The organism is Bacillus sp. jun7 (genome assembly GCF_051034795.1).
Taxonomy (GTDB): domain Bacteria; phylum Bacillota; class Bacilli; order Bacillales; family Bacillaceae; genus Bacillus; species Bacillus velezensis.
This window is the reverse complement of sequence record NZ_CP093219.1, coordinates 3622053-3648054: the sequence shown is the minus strand read 5'-3', so window position 1 is coordinate 3648054 and position 26002 is coordinate 3622053. Positions and strand designations below refer to the sequence as shown.

Genomic DNA, 26002 nt, shown 5'->3' with positions numbered 1-26002 from the left:
AAAACGCACTGCGTTTTGGGTTTTTCATTACCGGCTGATCATTTTTTTAATGGCTCCCCATGCTTCATCTTTGCCTTTTTTCGTTTCAGAGGAAAATAAAATCAGCTCATCTTCAGGATCCATATCAAGCGTCTGTTTGACAACCTTTAAGTGCTTGTCCCATTTTCCTTTTGGAATCTTATCCGCTTTTGTCGCGATAACGATGACGGGAATGCCGTAATACTTCAGGAATTCATACATGTTCACGTCTTCAGCAGACGGCGCGTGCCTGAGGTCGACAATCTGCACGCAGGCTTTCAGCTCTTCGCGGGTCGTCATATAGGTTTCAATCATTCTCCCCCATGCTTCCCGCTCGCTTTTAGAAACCTTCGCAAATCCGTACCCGGGAACGTCGACAAAATGCAATTCATCATTGATGATGTAAAAGTTTAAAGTCTGTGTTTTCCCCGGTTTTGATGACGTTCTGGCCAAGTTTTTCCGATTGATTAATGAATTGATAAAAGATGACTTTCCTACATTTGATCTTCCCGCCAGCGCGATTTCCGGAAGCCCCCCATCTGGGTACTGCTCAGGTTTGACCGCGCTGATCACGATTTCTGACTTTGTGACTTTCATTTCTTCTCTCCTACTAAGGCATGTTCCAAAACGTCATCCAGGTGAGAAACGAATATAAACTTCAGTCCTTCTCTGACGCTTTCTGGAATATCCTCTATATCTTTTTCGTTATCTTTAGGGGCAATAATCGTGGTCAGGCCCGCTCTGTGCGCGCCGAGCGCCTTTTCTTTCAGTCCGCCGATCGGAAGCACGCGGCCCCGCAGCGTGATTTCTCCCGTCATACCGACTTCGCGTTTTACCGCACGGTCCGTTAATGCTGAAACGAGCGCCGTGGCCATCGTAATTCCGGCAGAAGGGCCGTCTTTCGGCACCGCTCCTTCAGGGACATGGATATGAATGTCATACTTCTCATGGAATTTCGGGTCGATTCCGAACTGTTCCGCTTTCGAACGGACATAACTGAAAGCGGCCTGCGCTGATTCCCGCATGACATCTCCAAGCTTCCCGGTCAGAATCAGCTTTCCTTTTCCCGGTGACAATGACACTTCGATTGACAGCGTATCTCCGCCGACCGTCGTATACGCGAGCCCCGTGACAACCCCGATTTGATCTTCGGTTTCCGCCTGTCCGTATCTGAATATCCGTTTTCCGAGATAGTCGGCCAGATTTTTCTCTGTAACCGTAATGCGTTTTCTCTCCTCAGACACAATGGCTTTCGCAGCCTTTCGGCAAATGGCGGCAATCTGGCGTTCAAGCGTTCTCACGCCGGCTTCCCTCGTATAGTAGCGGATGATGTCCGTAATCGCCTGATCCCGAATCTGCAGGCTGCTCTTTGTGAGGCCGTGCTCTTTGATTTGTTTCGGAAGCAGGTGGTCTTTCACGATCTCCAGCTTTTCGTTTTCAGTGTAGCCTGACAGGCTGATAATCTCCATTCTGTCTCTGAGAGGGCCCGGGATGGAAGCAAGGTTATTCGCAGTCGCGATAAACAGCACTTTCGATAAATCGAACGTCTCTTCAATATAGTGGTCGCTGAATGTGCTGTTTTGTTCCGGATCCAGCACCTCAAGCATCGCCGAAGACGGATCGCCTCTGAAATCAGATGACATTTTGTCGATCTCATCCAGGAGAAAAACCGGATTTTGTTTGCCGGCTTTTTTCATTCCCTGGATAATCCGGCCCGGCATCGCCCCGACGTATGTGCGCCGGTGCCCGCGGATTTCAGACTCATCGCGCACTCCGCCCAGTGAAATTCTCACAAAACGGCGCCCCATGCTCGTACTGATTGATTTTGCAAGAGATGTTTTACCGACTCCCGGAGGTCCGGCGAGACAAAGAATCGGCCCTTTCAGCGTTTTCGTCAGCTGTTTCACGGCCAAATACTCCAAAATCCGCTCTTTCACTTTCTCTAAGCCGTGATGCTCTTTATCTAAAATTTCCCCGGCTTTTTTTATATCAAGTTTATCTTCTGTTTCATCCGACCACGGAAGGGCGATGAGCCAGTCGATATAATTGCGGATAACAGAGCTTTCCGCTGAGCTTGACGGCACTTTTTCGTAACGGCTTAATTCCTTAAGCGCCGTTTCTTTGACACGCTCAGGCATGCCTGCTTCTTCTATCTTTTCCGTGAGCGACTGAACTTCGCCGGTTTTTCCTTCTTTGTCGCCAAGTTCCTTCTGAATGGCTTTCATCTGTTCACGCAAATAGTATTCTTTTTGAGTGCGTTCCATCGAACGTTTGACGCGCTGACCGATTTTTTTCTCAATCTCCAGCACTTCTTTTTCATTATGAATGGAACGAATGACCTTATTCAGACGTTCTTTAATATCCGCCGTTTCTAAAATGTCCTGCTTGTCCTTTAATTTCAGCGGGAGATGAGAAGCGACGATATCCGCCATTCTGCCGGGCTCTTCAATATCAGTCACAGCCGCATACGTTTCTGCGGAGATTTTTTTAGAAATTTTTATGTACTGGTCAAAATGGTCCAGCAGCGTCCGCATAAGCGCTTCGTCTTCCACGTCTTTTGAATCATCCTCATGCATCAGCTGTATATCGACCGAAGTATAATCTTCGAGTTCGGTGTATTCAAGGATCTGCGCCCGCTGAATGCCTTCTACAAGCACTCTGATCGTACCGTTGGGCAGCTTCAGCATCTGTTTAATTTTTGTATAAGTGCCGACGGCGAAAATATCCTCTTCACCCGGTTCGTCTATCGAAATATCCTGCTGAGTGGCTAAAAAAATCATATGATCATGCATCATTGCCTGTTCAAGAGCCTGAACCGACTTGTCACGGCCTACATCTAAATGTAAAACCATTGTCGGGTATACCAATAAGCCTCTTAAAGGGAGGAGCGGGATGCTGCGTTTTGTATCTTCTGCCATGTGACTGACACCTCCGTGACTTTAGTATGAACCATTATAATACAACTTTTTCATCGTTGTACAATTCCGGGATCGGGCTTTAATCGGCTTATCCGCCTGCCCTGTATATAAAACAGTCTCTTCGTAGTATACCCTTTCTTTCTGTTCTGAAAAAGGAAAAGATGTCCTCCATAAAAAAACCCCATTATAAAAATGGGGTTTATACAGATTCTTTATTCATTTGGATATCAAACGGTTTTTGTTCTGAAGGAGGGTCAACCAATATGACGTCAAGCACTTCCTGGAACGTTTTTACCGCTTTAATGGTGATTCCGTCTATTCGTTTCAGAATGGACTGCTGATTTTCATATGGGATAATGACCGTTTTTGCTCCGGCCTGTTTTGCGGCTTTAATTTTCGGAATGACGCCGCCGATCGGTTTGACAAGCCCCGTCAGGCTGATTTCTCCCGTCATCGCCACCGTATGGTCGATCGGGATGCGGTGAATCGCGGAAAAAATCCCCGCGGCCATCGCGATACCTGCTGAAGGTCCGTCAATCGGGCCTCCGCCCGGAAAATTGACGTGAATGTCATAGTCTGAAGGTTTGATGCCCATTGTGCGGAGAACCGTCAGAACATTTTCCACAGATCCCTTCGCCATGCTTTTGCGGCGGATCGACTTCGATTGGCTGCCGATGCTTTCTTCCTCTGCAATTCCCGTGATATTCAGGCTTCCTTTGTCCTGCGCAGGTGTGACATTCACTTCGATTTCCAGCAACGCGCCGCTGTTCGGCCCGTAGACGGCGAGTCCGTTCACGATGCCGACTTGCGGTTCATCGGCGATTTTCTGCTCATTTTTAGGTGTGAGCTGACTGGAATGAACAACCCATTCTATATCTTCTGTCGTGATTTCTTTTCTGTCCTCAGTCACCGCCATGCCGGCGGCGATCTGGATCATATTGACGGCTTCACGTCCGTTTCTCGTATATGCGGTCAGCACGCTGAGAGCTTCGTCAGAAATCTCTTTCTGAATTTTGTCGGCTGCTTTTTTCGCAACGATTTTAAGTTCATCCTTTTCCAGCTCGCGGAAAAATACTTCAAGACAGCGCGAACGGATGGCCGGAGGAATTTCAGTCGGCATTCTCGTTGTCGCTCCGATCAAACGGAAATCCGCCGGAAGCCCATTTTGAAAAATATCATGAATGTGATTCGGTATTTGCGTATTTTCTTCACTGTAATACGCACTGTCTAAAAATACTTTTCGGTCTTCAAGCACCTTCAGCATTTTATTCATCTGAATCGGGTGAAGCTCGCCGATTTCATCAATAAACAATACCCCGCCGTGAGCATGGGTCACAGCCCCCTGTTTCGGCTGCGGAATGCCTGCCTGGCCCATCGCACCCGCTCCCTGATAAATCGGATCATGCACTGAACCGATAAGCGGATCGGCAATCCCCCGTTCATCAAACCGCGCGGTCGTCGCATCAAGTTCAACAAAAACAGCCTGCTTTTGAAACGGTGACTGTTTATGTTTTTTCGCTTCTTCCAATACCAGCCGCGCCGCAGCCGTTTTACCGACTCCCGGAGGACCGTAAATAATGACGTGCTGCGGGTTCGGTCCGCAAAGCGCTGCTTTTAACGCTTTAATTCCGTCTTCCTGGCCGACAATGTCCTGAAAGCTTTTCGGCCGCACCTTTTCTGATAAAGGTTCTGATAAACTGATGGCGCGCATTTTGCGCAGCTGTTCCATTTCCTTTTTTGATTCTTTATCTATCGTCACTTTTTGTGTTCGCTGGTTTTTGAGCAGATTCCAAAAATATAGTCCGATGACTATCCCGAAAAACAGCTGTACAAATAATGCGATCCCTGTCCAACTCATGCTGGTCCCTCCTGAAAAAACGATTTATGTATCCAATTCATTCCTCTGTCCGCTAGTATCTCCCAGCAAAGCCCGGAATAAACATTTTCAGAAGGGTCAGGACAAGAAAAAAAACCTCCTGATCAATTCGGGTCAGGAGGTTTTGTCATGTTATGCTGATGTTTTATCTTGGCCGACAACAGTGCCGTCTTTTAATACAAGACGCGGCGCTTCACCGTCTGCGACTGTCGCTCCGGTAATGACACATTTTTCAATATCATCACGGGACGGCAGATCAAACATGACGTCAAGCATGATGCCTTCAATGATAGAACGCAGGCCGCGTGCGCCTGTTTTACGCTCGATCGCTTTTTTCGCAATTTCAGATAATGCCTCGCCTTCAAATTCAAGCTCGACATCATCAAGTTCTAACATTTTCTTGTATTGTTTGACGAGTGCGTTTTTCGGTTTAGTCAGAATTTCAACCAGTGCCGTTTCGTCAAGCTGCTCAAGGCTTGCAATGACAGGAAGACGGCCGATGAATTCAGGAATCAGACCGAAACGGAGCAAGTCTTCCGGAAGAACTTTAGAAAGCAGTTCTTCTTTTTCCAGGTCTGCCGCTTTATTATCTGAGCCGAAGCCGATGACTTTTTGTCCGAGACGGCGTTTGATGATTTGTTCAATGCCGTCAAATGCACCGCCACAAATGAACAGAATGTTGGTCGTATCGATCTGGATGAATTCCTGATGAGGATGTTTGCGTCCTCCTTGAGGCGGCACGCTTGCAACCGTTCCTTCAAGAATTTTCAGCAGCGCCTGCTGAACGCCTTCGCCTGATACGTCGCGTGTAATGGACGGGTTTTCAGATTTCCGCGCTACTTTATCGATTTCATCGATATAAATAATGCCTTTTTCTGCTTTTTCCACATCATAGTCTGCTGCCTGAATCAGCTTGAGGAGGATATTTTCTACGTCCTCACCGACATATCCGGCTTCAGTCAGAGATGTAGCGTCCGCGATCGCAAACGGAACGTTCAGAATACGCGCAAGCGTCTGGGCAAGAAGTGTTTTCCCGCTTCCAGTCGGTCCGATTAAAGAAATATTACTTTTAGAAAGCTCAACATCATCCACTTTACTGTTGGAATTGATGCGTTTGTAATGGTTGTATACCGCAACCGCAAGTGATTTCTTCGCCTGATCCTGTCCGATGACATATTCATTCAGAATCTCACGGATTTCCTGCGGCTTCGGAACGTCTTTAAATTCGACTTCTTCTTCTGTACCAAGCTCTTCCTCTACGATTTCTGTACAGAGCTCAATACATTCGTCGCATATATATACACCCGGTCCTGCAACCAGCTTACGAACCTGATCTTGCGTTTTTCCGCAGAACGAGCATTTCAATTGTCCTTTTTCCTCGTTGAATTTAAACATTCTTTCACCCCTTAATCTTGTCTCACTTTTTCTTTTACCTGAAGGGCAAAAGAAAACGGTTCTTGCTACGATCGAGTATGTATTGCATTTTACCATACTTTCCAGTAAGACGGTAACAATGTGTTTCGCACTTGCACATTCTATATGTATGACGAAAAACAGCCCGGCAATGACTATCTTGCCCCAAGAAAAAGAGTTATATCATAATTGTACAAAACAAGGCACGAATTAATCGCGCCCTGTTTTATTATGTCTATTATTATGAACCATATTAACGGTTTTCTACAAGAAAATCAATTGCTTTTCGAACTTTTAAATCTTCTTTCATCGCGTCAGTTGAACCGATTGCCTGCTTGATGTTTTCAACCGGCATGTTGTAAGCTTCAGCCATTTTAGTCAGCTCAGCTTCAACTTCTTCGTCCGTTACTTCAAGGTTTTCAGCTTGAGCGATCGCTTCAAGAGTCAGGTTTGATTTTACGCGTTTTGCGGCATCTTCTTTCATTTGCTCTTTTAACGCGTTTTCGTCTTGGCCTGAGAATTGAGTGTAAAGCTCAAGGTTCATGCCTTGCATTTGCAGACGCTGTTCGAATTCTTTCAGCATGCGGTCAAGCTCAGTGTCGATCATCGCTTGAGGAACATCAGCTTCAGCGTTTTCAGATGCTTTCAGAACAAGCTCTTCACGCAATTTAGCGTCAGCTTCGTTTTCTTTTGCTTCTTCAAGGCGTTTTTTTGTTTTCTCAGTTAATTCAGCAAGCGTTTCAACTTCTTCGTCAATGTCTTTTGCGAATTCGTCGTTAAGCTCAGGAAGCTCTTTCGCTTTGATTTCATGAATTTTCACTTTGAAAACAGCTGGTTTTCCGGCAAGCTCTTCAGCGTGGTACTCTTCAGGGAATGTTACTTCAACATCCTTTTCAGCGCCTGCTTCAAGGCCTGTTAACTGCTCTTCGAAGCCCGGGATGAATGAACCTGATCCTACTTCAAGTGAGTAGTTCTCAGCTTTTCCGCCTTCAAACGCTTCGCCGTCAACGAAACCTTCGAAGTCAAGAACGACTGTATCGCCGTTTTCAACAGCGCCTTCTTCTTTCACGACAAGCTCAGCCTGACGCTCTTGAAGCGCTTTAAGTTCGTTTTGTACATCTTCGTCAGTAACGGCAGTGTCATCTTTTTCGATTCCTAAGCCTTTGTAATCGCCAAGTTTCACTTCCGGTTTTACAGTCACTTTTGCAGTGAAAATTAAGCTTTCGCCTTTTTCGATTTTTTCAACATCGATTTCAGGGCGGTCTACAGGCTCAATGCCGGCTTCTTCAACCGCTTTAGGGTATTCTACAGGAAGTAAAATATCTAAAGCATCCTGGTAAAGAGCTTCAACGCCGAAACGCTGTTCGAATAAACCGCGGGGAACTTTCCCTTTGCGGAATCCAGGAATAGAAACCTGTTTTACTACTTTTTTAAATGCATCATCAAGAGCTGTTTTGAACGTATCCGCATCAACTTCAACCGTTAATACGCCTTCGTTGCCTTCTTGTTTTTCCCATTTTACAGACATGTGTTTCCCTCCAAAAATCTATTCAGGTTGTGTCGGTCTTCCATTCTAAAGCAATCCGCGGCTTTGTCAAAGAAAAAACCGCTTTGAATCAGAATCATTATGTAATGAACTGGCAGCCTGTCCAACCGTAATTCTCATTTCAGTTAAACCGCTATACATAAATACAACCACTATATTATAACATAACGCCTACCGCTTTCAACTATATGGTGTGATTTACAAATAAGAAATTTCTTCAATATCCTTAATCATCGTGCAGGCTTCTTCGAGTTCGCGGCTGTCAAACTCGTACATCATATGAAGTTCCTCCGGCTCAATGTCAATGCCGTGCATCTCGTAACCGACCTTATGAAGCGCAGCCGCCCATAAATCCGCGTTCAAAAACTCCGGCATAAAAGGGTGCAGAACGTACAGATGCCTTCTCCACAGCTCCTCGACGGCAGCGTATAATGTAGGGTTTTCATTGCCGAGCGTTTCATCAAGCACCCGGAGAACGCGGTGCAAAATCGGAGCCGCATCAGGCTGAACCGTTTCACTCGGAACCGCGGTCATTGAATCGCCGAATTTTGTAATATGGACCGGCTTGCTGTAGTCGTGCTCCGCCATCAGTGTCAAAATCATTGTCTTAATAAGAGGATGCGCGCCCGGATCTTGAAGAATCGTTTTTAAGAGACCCGTGTATTTTGCAATATTGCGGTCTTTAAGAGAATGAATCAGATTCATTTGTTCAGCGGGGCTGTTCAGCACTTTTTCCGCATCAAGAATGTCCTCGTATTCCTCCTCCCACGCCTCATCCTGCTGATCGGGATCGGTCATTTTGCGGCTGAATTCGAGCAGCCGGTAGAATTGCTCCGCACTTTCTGCGGGCAGCTGGTTTTCTTCCAGCACAGCTTCAATTGTGCTTTTGACTTCTTCATATTGTTTCAGCTGAATTAAAATGGTCATGTACACCTGCAGCACGGTGAAATAATGGCCGTACCCTTCATTCAGCATTTTCTCGCAAACTTGTTTTGCTTCTTCCAATTCCCCGAGTTCCAGAAAACAAATCGCCATGCCTAAATGTACGTCGGACTCGGTATCGCCGTGGCTTACCGCCTCTGAAAACAGTTCGAGGGCCTCCTCATACTGTTTATCCTTCATGGCGGCCATCCCTTTATCAACCAAGCGTTCTTTCAGACGGGGGAAAGGAATGATATCAGCTTTTTTCTTGTCATGCGTCATACTTTATTTCCTTTCAGGCGCTATTTTGTTCAAGTGTATCAACACGCGTCATGAAACACAAGAAAGGATGATGCACACGGTAAAAAAAGCTGCCGGACAGATGCCGGGCAGCTTTTTTCAGGCTTGAAGCCATGAACTCCTTTTCGATTCAAACTGCTGAATGTCGTCCTCCAGCAGAAGTGTTAATGAAATTTCATCATAACCGTTAATCAGCATTTCCTTCCAGTGAGGATCGACTTCAAATGAAATCTCTTTTCCTTCACTGTCATGAATGAGCTGGTTTTCCAAATCAACCGTCATGTTAAGAGACTGATTTTCATATTGGCCGGCGAGTTTTTTCCACTGATCATACGGCATACGGATGGGAAGCATACCGTTTTTAAAACAGTTTTGATGAAAAATATCGGCAAATGACGGAGCAATGATGATTTTGAAGCCGTAATCATCCAGCGCCCAAGGAGCGTGTTCACGGGATGATCCGCAGCCGAAATTCTCTCCGGCAATTAATATGGACGCGCCTTCATAGACTTTACGGTTTAATTCAAATTCAGGGTCAGGCTCACCGTTCTCAAGGTATCTCCAATCAAAAAACGCGAATCTGCCGTATCCGGTTCTTTCAATTCTTTTCAAAAACTGTTTCGGAATAATCTGGTCCGTATCGACGTTGATCCGGTTTAAGACGGCCGCTTTTCCCGTATGCGTTTTTAAAGGTTCCATCTTTTCGCGCACTCCTTACACAACTGTTTTTTCTTGATAAAACTTTCTTACATCGACGAAATGCCCGTGAATGGCCGCCATTGCCGCCATCGCCGGGCTGACAAGGTGTGTTCTCGCGCCTTTTCCCTGTCTGCCTTCGAAGTTGCGGTTGGAAGTGGAAGCGCATCGTTCCCCTTCAGGCACGACATCATTATTCATACTGAGGCACATGCTGCAGCCTGATTCTCTCCATTCAAAGCCGGCCTCGAGAAACACGCGGTGCAGCCCTTCTTCCTCGGCCTGCTGTTTCACGCTTTGAGAACCCGGCACCACAATGGCTCTGACGCTGTCGGCGACTTTTCGGCCTTTGATCATATCCGCAGCCTGGCGAAGATCGGTCATCCGCGAATTTGTACAGGAGCCGATAAACACATGCTCGACTTTAATATCTTCAATTTTTTGATTCGGTGAAATTCCCATGTATTCGTACGCGCGGATGGCTTCTTTTTTACCGTCTTCAGAATCAATCGTTTCCGGCGCCGGTATTTGGGCATCGACCGGAAGAACCATGCCGGGATTGACGCCCCATGTTACCATTGGAGAAATCTCGCTGCCGTCTAACACGATGGAATGATCGTATACGGCGCCCGGATCGGTTTTTAACGCTTTCCATTCTGCGGCGGCTTTTTCAAATTCCTCGCCTTTTGGCGCGTATTTACGGTTTTTACAGTATTCAATCGTCGTGTCATCTGGAGCGATCAGTCCCGCCCGTGCTCCCGCTTCTATTGACATATTGCAGACGGTCATGCGTTCGTCCATAGACATGTTTCTGAATACTTCCCCGGTGTATTCAATGACATATCCGGTACCGAATTTCACCCCGTATTTTCCGATGACCGACAAGATGACATCCTTCGCGGTCACTCCTTTTTGGAGCGTTCCGTCAACGCGGATTTCAAGCGTTTTCGGCCGTTGCTGCCATAATGTCTGTGTGGAAAGAACATGTTCCACCTCACTTGTGCCGATACCGAAGGCAAGCGCTCCGAACGCGCCGTGAGTCGATGTATGGCTGTCTCCGCAAACGATCGTTTTTCCCGGAAGTGTCAGACCAAGCTCAGGCCCGACCACGTGAACGATTCCCTGGTCTGCGCTGTGAAGATCCGCAAGACGGACGCCGAACTCCTCACAATTCCGTTCAAGCGCGGTTACTTGGCGCTTTGCGACTTCATCTTTAATGTCAAAACGGTTGACGGTCGGAATATTGTGGTCCATCGTCGCGAATGTGTTCTGCGGCCGTCTGACCTTTCTCCCCTTCTGCCTTAACCCTTCAAACGCCTGAGGAGACGTCACCTCATGAATTAGGTGCAGATCAATATAGAGAAGGTCGGGTTTTCCTTCACCGCTTTTTACAACATGCCGATCCCAAATCTTTTCGATGATTGTTCGAGGCATCATCTTTGTTTCCTCCCTCTACCTATGAACTAAGACCGCTTTCTTTAAAGCGTCACACTATAGATTTTGTATTCGAGCCGGCTAATGCGGCTTTTACTTTTTCAGTAATGTCATGCGTTCCGGCATATTGGCCGTCCCGGGCGATATCACGTGTACGGCTGCCGTCTGCAAGCACCTTTGCGACCGCCTTTTCCACCGCCTGAGCTTCGTTTTCAAGTCCGAAAGATGTTCTCAAAAGCATCGCCGCTGATAAAATCGCCGCAAACGGATTGGCCATCCCTTTACCGGCGATGTCAGGCGCAGATCCATGCACGGGTTCAAACAAGTGAAGACCTGAACTTGATAAACTGGCTGACGGCAGCATGCCGAGCGAGCCTGTCAGCATGGAGGCTTCATCGCTTAAAATATCGCCGAACATATTCTCAGTTACGATGACGTCAAACTGGCTCGGAGCATAGATGAGCTGCATCGCGGCATTATCGACAAGCATATGTTCAAGCGTCACATCAGGAAATTCTTTTGCGATTTCATCCGCTGTTTCCCGCCATAGCCTGCTTGAAGAAAGCACATTCGCCTTATCGACGGACGTCACTTTTCCTTTTCTGCCGGCAGCCATCTTAAAGGCTTCTCTTACAACGCGTTCGATTTCTTCTTTCTTATAAAAAAGGGTATCGACCGCTTCCTTTTCTCCCGCTTCATTGACATACTGTCTGCTCGGTTCTCCGAAGTAGAGGCCGCCCGTCAGTTCCCTGACGATTACAAAGTCGACGCCGCTGATATATTCTTTTTTCAGCGGAGACGCTTCAGACAGGCTTTCAAATACGGTCACGGGACGCAGATTGGCAAACAGGCCGAGTTTTTTTCTGATGCCAAGCAGGCCTTTTTCCGGTCTGAGCTCTGGAGGATTTTGGTCCCATTTCGGCCCGCCGACTGCCCCGAGCAGGATGGCGTCAGATCTTTCACAAAGAGCCACCGTCTCCTCAGGAAGGGGGTTTTGATGGGCGTCAATGGCCGCTCCCCCGATCAGCCCGTTTTCAAATTCAAATTCATGTCCGAATTGTTCGGCAACGCTTTTCAATACATCTGCCGCTGATTCCGCCACTTCCGGTCCGATTCCGTCACCGGGCAGCAAAGCAATGCGTTTTTTCAAATCAAACGTTCTCCTTTCTATTACGAGCCGACCGCAGTCTGTCTCTTTAATCCGTCTAAATTGCAATCCAGCACCAGCTGCCGGTTCACGGCGTTCAGATAAGCTTTAGCAGAAGCTTCCAGAACATCCTGCGCGATTCCCCGCCCTGATGTTTCTTTTCCGTTCACGGTCACTCTGACAAAAACTTGAGCCAGCGCGTCTTCGCCTTTCCGGTTGGATTGGATGCGGTAGTCTGTCAGTTCAATATTTTTATCGATGCAGCGCCCGAGCGTATTATAAACGGCTTCTACGCTGCCCGCCCCCGTTGCCGCCTCTTGAATCAGCTGTTCGTTTTCCTGATTTTTTAAAGAGACTGTTGCAGTCGGCACCTGAGACGTCCCGTAATGCACTTGCAGAGACAAAAATTCATAGCCGATTTTTTTGTCCGTCACTTTTTCTTCTAAAATAAGAGAAATCAAGTCATCATCGGTGATTTCTTTTTTCTTTTCGGTCAGTTCTTTAAACATCGTAAAAAATTTATTGATTTCCTCACTATCAAACTGGAATCCAAGCGCATTCAGGCGGTCTTTGAACGCATGGCGTCCGGAATGCTTTCCGAGTACGAGCGCATCAGCAGTCACGCCGACAAGTTCCGGTGAAATGATTTCATATGTTGATTTTTCTTTCAGGAAACCGTCTTGGTGAATGCCGGACTCATGTGCGAAAGCGTTATCTCCGACGATTGCTTTATTGCGGGGAACGGCCATGCCCGTCAGTTTGCTGACAAGATCACTCGTCCGCTTCAATTCATGAAGATTGAGGGATGAATCGGCTTGATGCGCGTCATTTCTGACATGAAGCGCAACGGCGATTTCCTCTAGCGCGGCGTTCCCGGCTCTTTCTCCTATGCCGTTAATGGCGCATTCAATTTGATCTGCGCCGTTCTCAATTGCCGAAAGTGAGTTGGCAACCGCCATTCCGAGATCATCGTGGCAATGGGCTGAAAGCTTTACCCGGCCGATATTCGGAACGTGTTCCTTCATATATTTAAAGATGTTTCCGTATTCAGCCGGCGTCAGGTAACCTACAGTGTCCGGCAGGTTGATGACGCTCGCGCCGGCATCAATCACTTTTTCTACGATTTCAGCCAGAAACGGAAGTTCGGTGCGGCATGCGTCTTCTGCTGACCATTGAACGATCGGAAAGCGTTCTTTTGCATACTTCACCATTTCAACCGCTTTTTCCTTAACCTCTTCCCGCGTCATTTTCAGCTTATGCTTCAGATGAATGTCAGAGGTGGCGATAAAGATGTGAATCCGCGGGCTGGCCCCGTCTTTCAGCGCTTCCCAGGCTGCGTCGATGTCACCTTTGACAGATCGGGCAAGCCCTGTTACCGAACAATTTTTAATCGTTCTTGCGATTTCCTGCACGGCTAAAAAATCACCTCGGGATGAAGCGGGAAATCCCGCTTCAATAATGTCCACCCCGAGTCTTTCAAGCTGCTTGGCTATCGCCAGTTTCTCCCGGGAATTGAGGTTGACCCCGGGGGATTGTTCACCGTCACGAAGGGTCGTGTCGAAAACATTAATTTTGCGCAACGGAGACCACCGCTTCCTTCTTTTTGCCTTGTTTGACAAACGGCATCATTTCACGAAGCTGTCTGCCGACCTTTTCAATCTGATGCTCGTTTTCACTTGCATTGATCGCATTGAAACGAGGACGGTTCACTTGGTTTTCCACGATCCATTCTTTTGCGAATGTACCGTTTTGAATATCCGTTAATACTTGTTTCATCGATTCTTTTACCTTCGCATCGACTACGCGCGGTCCTGATACAAAGTCTCCCCATTGAGCCGTATCGGAGATAGAGTATCTCATGCCCGCCAATCCTTCTTCATACATCAAGTCTACGATCAACTTCAGTTCGTGCAGACACTCGAAGTATGCGAGTTCAGGCTGGTAGCCGGCTTCTGTCAGCGTTTCAAAACCCGCTTTGACAAGCGCTGTTAAACCTCCGCACAGAACAGCCTGCTCACCGAACAAATCCGTTTCCGTTTCTTCCTTAAATGTTGTTTCAAGAACGCCCGCACGCGCTCCGCCGATTCCTTTTGCATAAGCAAGAGCCGTATCTTTCGCTTCGCCTGATACATCCTGGTAGATGGCAAACAATGCCGGTACGCCCGCGCCTTGTTCATATGTTCTTCTGACAAGGTGTCCAGGTCCTTTAGGGGCGACAAGGAATACATCCACATCAGCAGGAGGCACGATCTGATGGAAATGGACGTTAAATCCGTGTGCGAATACCAATGACTTGCCCGCCGTCAATTCATCTTTGATTTCAGATTCATATACTTTTTGCTGCTGTTCATCCGGAAGAAGAACCATAATGATATCAGCCTGGGCAGCCGCTTCTCTTACCGAAAAGACTTTATGACCGTCTTCTTGGGCCTGTGTAAATGATTTGCCTTGTCTGACGCCGACAATGACATCAATTCCGCTTTCTTTTAAGTTCAGCGCGTGTGCATGACCTTGTGAACCGTAACCGATAATCGCTACTTTTTTACCTGCCAATACGTTCTCTTTGATATCACCGTTATAATATACTTTTACCATTTTAATCTCTCCCTTTTTTGTGTTATACAATTGAAATTGTTTTATTGGATGACGCCTTCTGCTGGGTTCCCCTCGCAAAAGCCGTTGTGCCCGTTCTCGCGATTTCTTTAATTCCGTAAGGTTTGAGAAGCTCTATGAGCGCTTCGATTTTATTAGATTCGCCGGTAACCTGAACGACGATGCTGTCTCTTGAGACATCAACGACGGAAGCTCTGAACGGCTCAATGATTCCATTGATTTCCGTTCTGGCCGACGGTGCGGAAACAACTTTGATTAATGCCAGCTCACGCTGTACAATTGATTGGTTTGTAATATCCGTCACTTTCAGGACGTCAATTTGTTTGTTAAGCTGCTTTGTCAGCTGCTCTACGTCATTTTCGCCTTCCACATGGACGACAAATGTAATCCTTGAAACACCGCTTGTTTCCGTGTGGCCTACAGTGATGCTTTCGATATTATAGTGTCTTTTTGTAAACAGGCCGGTGATCCGGTTTAATACTCCCGAGCGGTTGACCACCGTTAATGTGATAATGCGTTTCAAGGTTTCACCCCCACCATTTCATGAAGTCCTTTACCCGGCGCAATCATCGGGAATACTTTCTCGCTTTTGGCGACCCGGACGTCAATAACGGCCGGTTCTTTTGATGAAAGCGCCTTTTTAAGCTCTTCTTCCGCCTCTTCTTCCGATGAAATCCGGACGCCTTTAATGCCGTAGGCTTCTGACAATTTGACAAAGTCAGGCTGCGCCGAGAATTTGGATTCAGAGTAGCGTTCTTCATAGAAGATTTCCTGCCACTGTCTGACCATGCCCAGACATTCGTTGTTCAAGATAACCACTTTGACAGGAAGATTCAGCTGCCGGATGACATCTAATTCCTGAAGGGTCATCTGAAAACCGCCGTCTCCGAGGATGGCAACGACCGTGGCGTTACGATCGGCCAGCTGCGCTCCGATAGCCGCCGGAAGGCCGAAGCCCATTGTGCCGAGTCCCCCCGAGGTCACCCACTTATCAGCCTTTCGGAAAGGATAAAACTGAGCCGCCCACATCTGGTGCTGGCCGACATCCGTCGCCACAATCGCCTCACCGTTTGTGAATTGGTGAATATACTCAATCAGCTTTTGGGGTTTCAAGCCCTCTTCTCTGTTGTCTGTATACCAAAGCGGATATTCTTCTTTCCATTCTGAAAGCTGCTGTTTCCATTCCTCTGTCTGTCCCTGTTTTCCGTTTTGCTTCAATAATTCCTGAAGGACGATTTTACTGTCGCCGACCACCGGAATCTGCGTTTCGATAATTTTTCCGATTTCAGCAGGATCAATATCGATATGCGCCACTTTGGCCGATTTTGCAAAATGCTTCAGATTTCCGGTCACGCGATCATCGAACCGCGCTCCGATGCTGATCAACAAGTCACAGTGGTAAAGCGCCATATTCGCTGTGTATGTGCCGTGCATCCCCGCCATTCCCAGAAAAAGAGGATGGTCTGCCGGGAAACCGCCCAGACCGAGGAGCGTGTGCGCTACCGGAATTTGCTGCTGTTCGGCATAATTTTTTAAATCTTCTGAAGCTTTACCGTGCAAAACACCCGCTCCGGCTAAAATAACCGGCTTTTTCGCACTGCTGACAGCTTCCACGAGCTTTCGGATCTGCAGATAGTTAGGCTCTTTTACAGGCTGATAACCCGGAAGGCTGATCTCGTGATCATATCTGAACTCTCCTTCAAATGCTGCGACATCCTTCGGTATATCAATTAATACCGGACCCGGTCTTCCCGTCGTGGCGATATGGAATGCCTCTTTAATCACACGGGGGAGATCTTCCGGACGGCGGACTTGGTAGCTGTGTTTCGTAATCGGCATCGTAATTCCTAAAATGTCGGCTTCCTGGAAAGCGTCGCTGCCGATGACCGAAGTGGCCACCTGACCGGTAAACACTACGAGCGGCAATGAATCTATCATCGCATCCGCAAGACCGGTAACTAAATTTGTCGCTCCGGGTCCGGAGGTAGCAATCACAACCCCCGGCTTTCCGGAGACTCTCGCATACCCTTCTGCCGCGTGAATCGCGCCTTGCTCGTGGCGGGGCAGGATGTGAACCAATCCCGACTGATACAGCTTATCGTAAATCGGAAGGACGGCTCCCCCCGGATAGCCGAAGATCATCTCGACATTTTCTTTCTTTAATGATTCAATCAGCATCAGAGCCCCGTTCATTGTTTTTGTACATTCGGCAGACAAAGAATCCGCCTGTACATTTGTGCCCATTTTCAGTTCCTCCTTTTCAATGTTCCCTTCTAAAATCCAATTCATAAAACGCAGCGCCGGCTGACGCAAATAAAAAAGCCTTCCCACCCACATTCAGCCAAGCATTTCATGCGATAGCCAAAAGGGGCGAAAAGGCTTTGCTCTCCGCGGTACCACCCTTGTTTACGGTCATATGCAGACCGTCTCATGGATAATGATTATCCGTTTTGATAACGAGTAAACATTGCGTTCACTCGGCCGAGTCCTACTCTTTACATTTCAGACCGGCACTCTGAGGGGAGTTCACTTTGATTTGTTTTACCGGCTCTCAGCGTTACCGGCTCTCTGTGAAAAACTTCAGCAAAGCTACTTATCCTCTTCTGCGCTTTTTATTATGGCAGCTCTTTTATTAAAAAAGAACCTTCACTTGTTTGTTTTTTCAGTGTTTTATGATTTTTCTTTTTAGCGTGAATCATTTATTTATTTTTGTTTGAACTCATATTACGCCCGTTTGCAGGCAGTGTCAACAGCATTTTTATAATTATTAGACAATTTAGATTAATCAATCTACTTTGTATACGCTTTCATTACTGGTACAAAGGGATCTGTAAATATTAAAAGTTTTTATCATTTTTTTATTAATCTCTCAAGATTACATGAAATTTTTCCGTTCATATACGAATATGTCACATTTTATTACACAATTTTTCTCTGTCCTTCCGGCATGCTTGTCAGATATTCTGTTCGATTGAACAGGCTCTTTCTACAGACATACGCATACACTGTTCTTATCTCGTAAGAAATGAGTGATGTCATGAATAAGATGTTATCAGGCATGCAGGGCCTGCCTCCTGGATTTCCGCCTTTACCGGTCTTACCGCCGCAGTCTTATTATCCTCCGGCCCCGATGCATACAGCACCATATCAAGGCGGCCCTTCTTTTCAGCAGGGATTCCCGTCATCCGGATACGGACAGCAGACCCCGCAAAGCACGCTGTCATTCGCCGGACAGCAATTCGTCCCATACCCTTATACATCCGGGTACTACGGCCAATCCTTCAGTGACGTCGGCGGAAGCCTCGGCGCCGGGGCACATCCCGGCGCGCTCGGGGGCGGTTTCAGCGGCCATGCCGGGGGCTTCAGCGCTCCGAGCGGATTCAGATGATACAAAAACCGGTCTCACACGGCCGGTTTCTTTTCTTATTCACAGAGTATAACGGTCATTCCATTGATTCATTTCCTGCTCCGTATAGTAATCAGCCCTTGAAACCTCAACAATGATTAAACCGCATTGAGTGATTAAAAATTGTTTCAGTTCCTCAAACAGCTCGTCTTTTCCGCAAAAGATTGTTTCTATATTGTGATTTTTATATGCAAATGCGTACTTCAAAAGCTAATTCCTCCTGCTGTCTTTCTATCAATCATTGACAAAATGTATGATAGAAATTAGATAATTTATCACTCAAGGGCGCCTTAAGTATCTTTATACATATATTTATTATGGTAAATATTACATTAAGTTTCATTTATATTAAAATTACTTTACAATTTTCATCAAATACGGAACTTTTGTTTCGTAAAATAAAATACAAAAAAACCTCAAGCCCATTGTCAGGGCTTGAGGTTTTTATACGTCCCAGGAGAGATTCGAACTCCCGACCGACGGCTTAGAAGGCCGTTGCTCTATCCGGCCTTCATCCTTTACATATCGCTATCGTTACGTTCATGTATAACGGTCACTTTCCGAACTTTGACCGATTGACTTACTTTCTATTATATTTGCTTACACTTTATAATTCAAGCATTCATATAGTAGAAAACAACCCTATTTAAAAGGTAAAACAGTTGTACTTAAATCTGCTATAAAACGTAAAGGTATTTATTTAAAGGAGTGGTTTCATGAGAGATAACAAAGAATGCTGTCCCTATTGCGATGCTGATGCAACCCACGATAATACCTGTAACACCAAGTAAGCTATGAAAGAATCGATGAGTCATTGTGTATACAACAATGGCATATCCATTTCAACAATATGTACTTTAATGCTCTGTGTGATATCTTTCCACTCGTTTAAAATCCTCTCTTTGTTACGACCTAGCCTATCTAATGAATGTATGTATAACGTATCTCCTTTTCGCAAACGCAATTTCAAAGCTTGGTATTGAGGTCTATTGAAGTCTTTCCCGATTTGCTTATCGATATGTATATCACGCTCATCAATTCCAAGAGCATACATACTATCCAGTTGTCATGCTTCATTTTGGTCTCTGCTGCTTACTCTAACGTGTCCAAATTCTTTGTTGTCCATAATTGATTCCACCTTGAGGCATCGGTATCTTTTCTTTGATATCACTTATAAGTCTACACCCTCTGCTATCGATATTATTATCGAACTCGAATAGGGTTTCACTGCAACTCTTATTACTTTACCATGTTAAATCACATTGAGAATCTGAGTCGTATCGAAAATTTACCGATTGTAGTTTGTGAATGAGAGTGGTTCTGTATCAAACCAATACCACAACTTGGCATGTATACAACCATAAAAGACACCCAATTAATTTGGATGCCTTCTTATAACTATTTTACTTGTTCTTGTAGCACTTCTTTTAGCAATTCAACAGCACTTTCTTCACTTGGAACATTTGTTCCAAGTACGCCACGAAAAGCTTTCGAAAGGATGCATTGTTTCAATATGTCCAACTCAGATTCGAGTTGAAGATTGAATTTTGAATAATTGTCCTTAGCGAAGATATCATCCAAAATGTTTACAATAGCATCTTGTTCCTCTTTAGGAGGTAGAGGAAATGGATAGTTCAATAAAAATTCTTTTGGCACTCGTTGCTGACCAACCGCTCCCGTCATTTCTCTCTTAGCTTCTGCCCTAAACCTTTGTGAACGAACCAAATAGTGAATATACTGTTCATTCACATACTCAGAAGTACGTAAAACATGAAATTCTGTTGAACCATAGCCAAATCCGTTTTTTAATTGTCTAGCTATAGCTGATTTTCCATTTTCCATACAAGGGGTAATCTTAGCAAACAGTACATCATTCTCTAAAAAAAACGTATAGCCTTTTTTAACTTTTCCATATTCTCTTTCTTCTGGTTCTTCGATTTTACCAGTTTTATCACTCACTGCAGGCATCGGTATAAATGTACATTTTTGTTCTTCAGATACTTCATTTAACTTTTTCTTTGGGGGATTTACTTGTACAACTTCTCCCAGCCTGACCCATTTCCATTTACATGGAATATACTCACTTTGCTCTTCAATAATCTCGAATTTTTCAGGCTTAATTAGACTAATTATTTTATCGTATAACACTTCTGCATTTTCTATATCAGGGTGTTCTTCTCGCCACTTCCTCGTCAACTCTCCCCTAAACGCCTTATCCAAAATAGCCGCTCGACGAAGTTCAAACGTTTTCTTCGCTTCCTCAATCAACTGCTTTGCTTCTTCAATTTTATTTAAAAGGTGCTCTATTTTGTCAACAATCCGTTTTTGCTCGTTTATAGGGGGGAGAATATACGGAAATTCTTTAATAATTGTCTGAGAAATATTTGGCTGTGCTCCACCTTTACCTCTATTAATAAGGTTTTTTCTTTGAGTTAGAAAATAATAAAACATAAATTTTTTATCCGTCAAAGCATACGGAACTCCCACCGCACAAGCTTGATTAGTGGCAGCATCTATTCCTAAGATTCCAAGTTTACCTATTGTCGCACCATACATGGCAATAGCCACTGAATCTTTTGGAAAGAGTTTTGCACTAGATTTTTTGAGTCCTTCTTCTGTAATTTTTTCTTCCGAATCAAGTATAACAGTATCTCTCAACTCACCTGTTTTTAACCAAGGTATGTTTCCATTATAATACTCTGAATTTTTTCGGGAAGGTGTACCTCCAGAACCCCATTTAGCAACAAATTCTGACTTTACCCATACCCAATTCTCAGGAACTTCGTGCGTCTGCCCATCCTCTGGCAATAATACTTCTTCTAATAACTCATCGACGGTTTCTTTCTTCTTACTCACTGTTTGACCACCTCATCCTCTTCAACAGCACGTAACTCCTCAACTACTTCACCTAATAAATCCATTGCTTGTTGAAGTTTCGCAATCGCCTCTTCTGCCGATTCAATAGGGTCTGGTAGGTTTTCATATGATGATAAAGACTCGTCAGCAATCAATCCGATATCTAGACTGTCATTCTTCTTTGCAATTTCTTCTCGCGAAAACTTGTTCCAACGTTCATCTTCCACTTTCGATCGGTCTTCTGCCACATATGCCTTCATGAAGTTTTCAAAATGAGCCATCGTTAGCTGATTACGTTTTCCAAATGAAGACATATTTGTGCGAAGGTCATAGACCCAAACATCTTTCGTGTTATCTTGGTCTGTTGTTCCCCTTGTAAAGAATAAGACATTCGTTTTTACACCTTGCGCATAAAAAATTCCTGTTGGTAAGCGTAAAATCGTGTGTAGATTACACTTGTTCATCAAGTCACGACGAATTTGTGCGCCAATACCACTTTCGAACAACACGTTGTCGGGCAAGACAACCGCTGCTCTTGCATTTCCATCATCTTTTAAAGCGTTATAAATCAACTGTAAGAAATTCAACTGTTTATTCGATGTTTCAAACGTTAAATCGTCACGGGATACCCGTTCCCCGCCTTTTTTTGTACCGAACGGCGGATTTGTTAAAATAACATCAAAGTTCTTCATCCATTTCCCGTTGCCCGATAACGTGTCTCCTTGTTCCAAACGACCTTCGATATTATGAAGCAACGCATTCATGAGTGCCAGACGATGCGTATCTTTAACAAGTTCCATCCCTACAAAGGCTTCTTTCTTTTGGAACTCGGCTTCTTGTGGTTCTATATCAAAGTAATCATCTGTTTGATTCTTTAAATATTGGTCTGCAGCAATCATGAAACCGAATGTTCCAGCTGCAGGGTCAGCACACCGCTCACCAATTTTCGGGTCAATTAATTGAACCATCACATCAATTAATACACGAGGTGTGAAGTATTGCCCCGCTCCCGATTTCTTTTCACTGGCATTCTTCTCTAACAATCCTTCATAAAGATTGCCCAGTCCTTCTTCTTTTGCATTGTACCAATCAAGGGCATCAATCGATTTAATAATCTTCTCTAAGTTTTTCGGCTCAGCAATACTTGTAGAAGCATCACTGTATATTAGACGCAGCCGCTCATTTTCACTGCTTCCTAATTCAAGTAATAATCGCTGATAAAATGTCTTTAATTCCAAACCTTCTTTTTCTAACAAATCATCCCATCGATATCCTTCTGGAATCACACCTTCTGTTTCCTGCTCCTTCATCATTTTGAGGAATAATAAGTAGGTTAACTCTGTTACATATTGCTGATAGGTAATCCCATCATCACGTAACACATTACATAAATTCCATAGTTTTTGAACGATTTCTTGGTTGTTCATTTTTCAGCCTCCTGCTAACTCCGAGTATATTTTAATGTTGGATTCTCATTCAAACCTCATTAAAGTGAAAATCAAAGATAAAGTAACTTATCTATTATAACTGAAAAAGTGCCCCTATGAAGAGGCACATTGTTAACTAATATAAAGGTTCTCATTTATAGTGGTAACAACCGTATCAATATAGTCACCGAACTCCCGCTTCAGCAATTTATAGCCGCCCGGAGTTTTAAATGGTTCTTCCGAGAATGCCTCTTCTGCAGTCGGTGCTAATACAGGCACTTTAAGTAATTGCTTTTCTATTCTCTCTAACCATTTCTTCTGTCTTGGAGTCCAATCATGCAGTGAATACACTTTTTGCATCGCTTGTTTAATACGTGCTTCATGGGCAACTAGTGCTTCACCTAATGCAGCTTGGCGAATAAAGCTAATAATGTCTGCTGCAATGTCTTCATTTTTTGTCTGCTTCCAAGCTGTCTGCAAATGCGATTGCTTAAAGCCTTTCGTTTCTAGAATGGTAATAAGTTCTCGTAAATCCTGCCTTGTTAAATCTTTCGGTCGTGTGCAAATAAGATGAAGAGCGGGAATTTCATTAATATTTTCTTGGATAAAACGAACGAAACCTTCTAAATAATCTTCTGGTCTCTTGTTTCCTTCACCATATCCCCGAACCACATCTGTTACTTCATCCTCTTTGTTGGAGATATATCGTTTCTCGCCTTTTACCCGATAGGCTTCCATATATTCAAATAACATGTTGTGCTGTTTTGCTTCTTGCGGAGTATATAACTGAATTTCTTTCGCCCACTCATCCACATTTTTTCCATTCGACAATTCTTCAAACTTTTGTTTTCCTTCTTCATTCAGCCTTTGCTTGCGACGCTGAATTTTCGCTGCCAATTGGTTACGATAAAACGAAGCTTCATCTTCTGCAGTAGCATTGGCAAGTGATTCATATAGTTCAACGATACTGTAATTTTGTTTCTTTACAACAGGTTTCATCTCCGTATAGCTTTGCAATTTATCGTAGATGCCCACTGCATCGTAAATGTTAAAGTGTGTTTTTCCAATGTCGGGACAAAGACGGGTTGCACGTCCAAGCATTTGGTCATAAAGAATACGAGACTGTATACGCCGTAAGAATACTAGATTTGTTATTGGAGGAACGTCAATGCCTGTGGTGAGTAAATCAACCGTTACAACGACATTTGGCAGCCGCTCGTTCTTAAACCTTTTAATGGCATCTAATGGCTTATAGATATAGCCAGTAATTTTCATAATAGCATCATCTTCAATTTCATCGCCACGTTCTTTAAAGGCTTCCTTTAATAACCGAACAACCAAATCTGCGTGTTGGTCAGTGGCTGCAAAGATAAGAGTTTTCTCTTTTCCTGTCGGATCAATGTATTCAACCAGTTTGTTTAGAACCGCCCGATTAAAAGGTTCAGTAATTACCCGTTTATTAAACTGCTCAACCTCAAAATGAATGGTATCTTCCATTTTTTCTAGTTGAATCTCGCCTTTATCAACATCATACACTTCAACTTCTTCGTCTTTTTCAAGAGTAATGCCGACTTGTGAAAGTTCTGTCTTAAACAGATATGGTGGTTCATGGTCAACTAAGTAGCCATCCAGAACCGCTTCACTATAAGAATACTTAAAAATAGGCATACCAAAAATCTCTGTTGTATGAAGAGCTGGTGTTGCAGTAAGTCCTAAACATGCCGCATCAAAATAATCAATTACACGTCGATATTGGCTAATATAATCATTTTGGTCACGGAATTTCAATTCTTCCTCTGACATTTCTTTGTCACTTGTATAGCCACGATGTGCTTCATCTACAATGATGAAATCATACTGCCCGACACTTGGAAGCTTTTCGTTATCGCTATAGAAAAGTCTTCTAACCATTCCCTGCACCGTCGCAATTTGCACCTTCGTTTCAACTTCTGGAGACATGTCTTCTAAAGACTTCACATCGTATATATCAGCAAATGAGTAGCCTTCAATTTTTGTATCCTTAAGTGCATCCTCTGTCTGTTTTCCTAACGAATTACGGTCTACAAGGAAAAGAATACGACGACATTTTTTGGACTTAATTAAGCGATACATGAGGGCGATAGCTGTACGAGTTTTCCCAGTTCCAGTTGCCATCGCAATAAGCATTCTTCGTTGCCCTTCTTTTAATCCCTCTTCAGCGGAAAGTACCGCTCTTTGCTGATAATGACGCAAACCAAACTTCGTAATATCCTCTTCTTCTAATCGTTTATTCGCATCCTTATCATCTTGACTAAGAAGAAGCTGCAAGTCGTCAGGTGAATGCCAGCCTTCTAATGGGCGAGCATGTTCTAACGGTTTACGTGAATCCCAAAACCAGATGCCCGACTCTTCTTGAAGTTGTTTCAAGTATGGTCGGCCGTTCGTTGCGTATAAGAACGGCACCTTATATTCACCTGTTGTAGGTGTGATGACTTCATCTTCGACTTGTGCCGCATTTTTTGCATACACTTTTGTTTGACTTTCTAATGCGCCAGGAATCGTTTTCTTTTTTGCCTTAGCTTCAATAAAGCCAACAAGCTTTAAGCCAATAAACAACGCATAGTCAATCCTGCCGCCATTGACCTTCCATTCAGCAATTGCCATGTTTCGATTTTTCTCTGGCAGCGTTCCGTTCTTTTGATGATTGAGTACAGTTGTGTCTACTTCCCATCCAACAGCACGTAGTTTTCCATCAATAATCGTACGCGTTTCGGCTTCAGTTAATTGCTGTCGACGCATAAAGTTTTTGGATATTTTTTTACGCTCGATTTTTACCTCTTCTTGTTCCACTTCCGCCTGTCGACGAATTGCCTCTAATTCTTCTTCAAGTTTTTTGACTTTCTCCTCATATTCTCGCTGAAGTGTTTCTGTACTCTGTTCTGTTTGTTCTTGAAGTTCTGTATACTCTGGTGCTTGAAAATCCCAATCACCATATACCTCCATGAACCAAATGGACAAGCGGAACGTTAATTGCAACAAAGCCTTTGCTTCTTCTACTTTTCCATAATCCGCTTCATGCATCGCTACATTCCCTTTGCGACGAAGAGCCTCTAATATATCAATTAATTCAGGCTCAAGTAACCTTTCCCGACGCAAAGTGTTAATGCGATCCACTTGCGTTGTACCATATGCCTCTTTAATATTTTCAGCGGCAAGAATAAATTTAGTTAGTGTTTCAGCGAACAATCGCAGTTTCATTACTGTTGTATGGGGGTCATGATATACATTTCTCTCAGCTGTCTCTCCCAAGTTAGCAAGTACATCCCATTTCCCTTGAAAAAATGAAAAGTTGCCACTCATTGTTATCACCGGTTTTCCTAAAAGGTTGTTTGTGTCTATTATACTATAATCATGCAAAAATTAGGAATAATATGTATCGCTCTTTTTTCTAC

The 26002-nt window shown here is 44.5% G+C and carries 18 protein-coding genes, 1 pseudogene and 1 other annotated feature; of the genes and pseudogenes, 1 reads left to right on the top strand and 18 read right to left on the bottom strand.

Annotation, left to right across the window (positions count from 1 at the left end; all coding sequences use genetic code 11):
* Positions 1-27 precede the first annotated feature (27 nt).
* The 13 genes from yihA to ilvB form a co-directional block, all read right to left on the bottom strand.
* On the bottom strand, positions 28-615 hold the full coding sequence (gene yihA / locus MJQ52_RS18095; RefSeq protein ID WP_003152626.1) for a ribosome biogenesis GTP-binding protein YihA/YsxC: 588 nt from the start codon (positions 613-615) through the stop codon (positions 28-30).
* Positions 612-2936: an endopeptidase La gene (lon, locus tag MJQ52_RS18090; RefSeq protein WP_052827698.1), complete on the bottom strand. Its 2325-nt coding sequence runs from the start codon at positions 2934-2936 to the stop codon at positions 612-614. Before lon ends, yihA begins: the two co-directional genes overlap by 4 nt.
* 199 nt (positions 2937-3135) lie before the next feature.
* Positions 3136-4794 carry an ATP-dependent protease LonB gene (gene lonB / locus MJQ52_RS18085; protein ID WP_003152622.1) on the bottom strand — a complete coding sequence of 553 codons (1659 nt, stop codon included), beginning with the start codon at positions 4792-4794 and terminating at the stop codon, positions 3136-3138.
* Positions 4795-4944: 150 nt separating this feature from the next.
* Positions 4945-6207, bottom strand: coding sequence for an ATP-dependent protease ATP-binding subunit ClpX (gene clpX / locus MJQ52_RS18080; protein ID WP_003152620.1), 1263 nt, complete (start codon positions 6205-6207; stop codon positions 4945-4947).
* Between the two features lie 271 nt (positions 6208-6478).
* Positions 6479-7753: a trigger factor gene (gene tig, locus MJQ52_RS18075; protein WP_003152618.1), complete on the bottom strand. Its 1275-nt coding sequence runs from the start codon at positions 7751-7753 to the stop codon at positions 6479-6481.
* Positions 7754-7969: 216 nt separating this feature from the next.
* On the bottom strand, positions 7970-8974 hold the full coding sequence (gene ddcA / locus MJQ52_RS18070) for a DNA damage checkpoint antagonist DdcA (RefSeq protein ID WP_094247685.1): 1005 nt from the start codon (positions 8972-8974) through the stop codon (positions 7970-7972).
* Positions 8975-9091: 117 nt separating this feature from the next.
* A complete protein-coding gene (gene leuD, locus MJQ52_RS18065; protein WP_007408146.1) occupies positions 9092-9691 on the bottom strand; it encodes a 3-isopropylmalate dehydratase small subunit in 600 nt (199 codons plus the stop codon).
* 15 nt (positions 9692-9706) lie between these two features.
* The gene (gene leuC / locus MJQ52_RS18060; protein ID WP_007408145.1) at positions 9707-11125 is read right to left on the bottom strand and encodes a 3-isopropylmalate dehydratase large subunit; all 1419 of its coding nucleotides are present in this window, start codon (positions 11123-11125) and stop codon (positions 9707-9709) included.
* Positions 11126-11174: 49 nt separating this feature from the next.
* Positions 11175-12272 carry a 3-isopropylmalate dehydrogenase gene (leuB, locus tag MJQ52_RS18055; protein ID WP_014418560.1) on the bottom strand — a complete coding sequence of 366 codons (1098 nt, stop codon included), beginning with the start codon at positions 12270-12272 and terminating at the stop codon, positions 11175-11177.
* A 20-nt stretch (positions 12273-12292) separates the two neighbouring features.
* Positions 12293-13849: a 2-isopropylmalate synthase gene (locus MJQ52_RS18050; RefSeq protein WP_021494398.1), complete on the bottom strand. Its 1557-nt coding sequence runs from the start codon at positions 13847-13849 to the stop codon at positions 12293-12295.
* Positions 13836-14864 (bottom strand): ketol-acid reductoisomerase, encoded by a 1029-nt coding sequence (gene ilvC, locus MJQ52_RS18045; protein WP_014418562.1) that lies wholly within the window; start codon positions 14862-14864, stop codon positions 13836-13838. The genes MJQ52_RS18050 and ilvC overlap by 14 nt, the downstream gene beginning before the upstream one ends.
* Positions 14865-14886: 22 nt before the next feature.
* A complete protein-coding gene (gene ilvN / locus MJQ52_RS18040) occupies positions 14887-15405 on the bottom strand; it encodes an acetolactate synthase small subunit (RefSeq protein ID WP_003152598.1) in 519 nt (172 codons plus the stop codon).
* Positions 15402-17126, bottom strand: a complete 1725-nt coding sequence (ilvB, locus tag MJQ52_RS18035) for an acetolactate synthase large subunit (RefSeq protein WP_032866714.1) — start codon at positions 17124-17126, stop codon at positions 15402-15404. The genes ilvN and ilvB overlap by 4 nt, the downstream gene beginning before the upstream one ends.
* A gap of 119 nt (positions 17127-17245) precedes the next feature.
* Positions 17246-17497 (bottom strand) — a binding site (T-box leader).
* 422 nt (positions 17498-17919) lie between these two features.
* Between ilvB and MJQ52_RS18030 the strand changes: the two genes are divergently transcribed.
* Positions 17920-18270, top strand: a complete 351-nt coding sequence (locus MJQ52_RS18030) for a hypothetical protein (protein WP_025649695.1) — start codon at positions 17920-17922, stop codon at positions 18268-18270.
* A gap of 39 nt (positions 18271-18309) precedes the next feature.
* Here MJQ52_RS18030 and MJQ52_RS18025 read toward each other — a convergent pair whose 3' ends face one another.
* The 5 genes and pseudogenes from MJQ52_RS18025 to hsdR form a co-directional block, all read right to left on the bottom strand.
* The gene (locus MJQ52_RS18025; RefSeq protein ID WP_007408136.1) at positions 18310-18495 is read right to left on the bottom strand and encodes a hypothetical protein; all 186 of its coding nucleotides are present in this window, start codon (positions 18493-18495) and stop codon (positions 18310-18312) included.
* A 607-nt stretch (positions 18496-19102) separates the two neighbouring features.
* Positions 19103-19342 (bottom strand): annotated as a pseudogene (locus MJQ52_RS18020) (recombinase family protein); the annotation flags it as partial.
* Between the two features lie 344 nt (positions 19343-19686).
* On the bottom strand, positions 19687-21144 hold the full coding sequence (locus MJQ52_RS18015; protein WP_071181913.1) for a restriction endonuclease subunit S: 1458 nt from the start codon (positions 21142-21144) through the stop codon (positions 19687-19689).
* On the bottom strand, positions 21141-22571 hold the full coding sequence (locus tag MJQ52_RS18010; protein ID WP_017418301.1) for an N-6 DNA methylase: 1431 nt from the start codon (positions 22569-22571) through the stop codon (positions 21141-21143). Before MJQ52_RS18010 ends, MJQ52_RS18015 begins: the two co-directional genes overlap by 4 nt.
* A 132-nt stretch (positions 22572-22703) precedes the next feature.
* A complete protein-coding gene (gene hsdR / locus MJQ52_RS18005) occupies positions 22704-25910 on the bottom strand; it encodes a type I restriction-modification system endonuclease (RefSeq protein WP_017418302.1) in 3207 nt (1068 codons plus the stop codon).
* Positions 25911-26002: the final 92 nt, after the last annotated feature.

Coding starts and splice junctions, on each gene's coding strand:
- lon (WP_052827698.1), bottom strand. CDS start 2,936: ATGGCAGAAGATACAAAACGCAGCATCCCGCTCCTCCCTTTAAGAGGC.
- ilvC (WP_014418562.1), bottom strand. CDS start 14,864: ATGGTAAAAGTATATTATAACGGTGATATCAAAGAGAACGTATTGGCA.
- lonB (WP_003152622.1), bottom strand. CDS start 4,794: ATGAGTTGGACAGGGATCGCATTATTTGTACAGCTGTTTTTCGGGATA.
- yihA (WP_003152626.1), bottom strand. CDS start 615: ATGAAAGTCACAAAGTCAGAAATCGTGATCAGCGCGGTCAAACCTGAG.
- MJQ52_RS18010 (WP_017418301.1), bottom strand. CDS start 22,571: ATGAACAACCAAGAAATCGTTCAAAAACTATGGAATTTATGTAATGTG.
- ddcA (WP_094247685.1), bottom strand. CDS start 8,974: ATGACGCATGACAAGAAAAAAGCTGATATCATTCCTTTCCCCCGTCTG.
- tig (WP_003152618.1), bottom strand. CDS start 7,753: ATGTCTGTAAAATGGGAAAAACAAGAAGGCAACGAAGGCGTATTAACG.
- leuD (WP_007408146.1), bottom strand. CDS start 9,691: ATGGAACCTTTAAAAACGCATACGGGAAAAGCGGCCGTCTTAAACCGG.
- hsdR (WP_017418302.1), bottom strand. CDS start 25,910: ATGAGTGGCAACTTTTCATTTTTTCAAGGGAAATGGGATGTACTTGCT.
- ilvB (WP_032866714.1), bottom strand. CDS start 17,126: ATGGGCACAAATGTACAGGCGGATTCTTTGTCTGCCGAATGTACAAAA.
- MJQ52_RS18030 (WP_025649695.1), top strand. CDS start 17,920: ATGAATAAGATGTTATCAGGCATGCAGGGCCTGCCTCCTGGATTTCCG.
- clpX (WP_003152620.1), bottom strand. CDS start 6,207: ATGTTTAAATTCAACGAGGAAAAAGGACAATTGAAATGCTCGTTCTGC.
- leuC (WP_007408145.1), bottom strand. CDS start 11,125: ATGATGCCTCGAACAATCATCGAAAAGATTTGGGATCGGCATGTTGTA.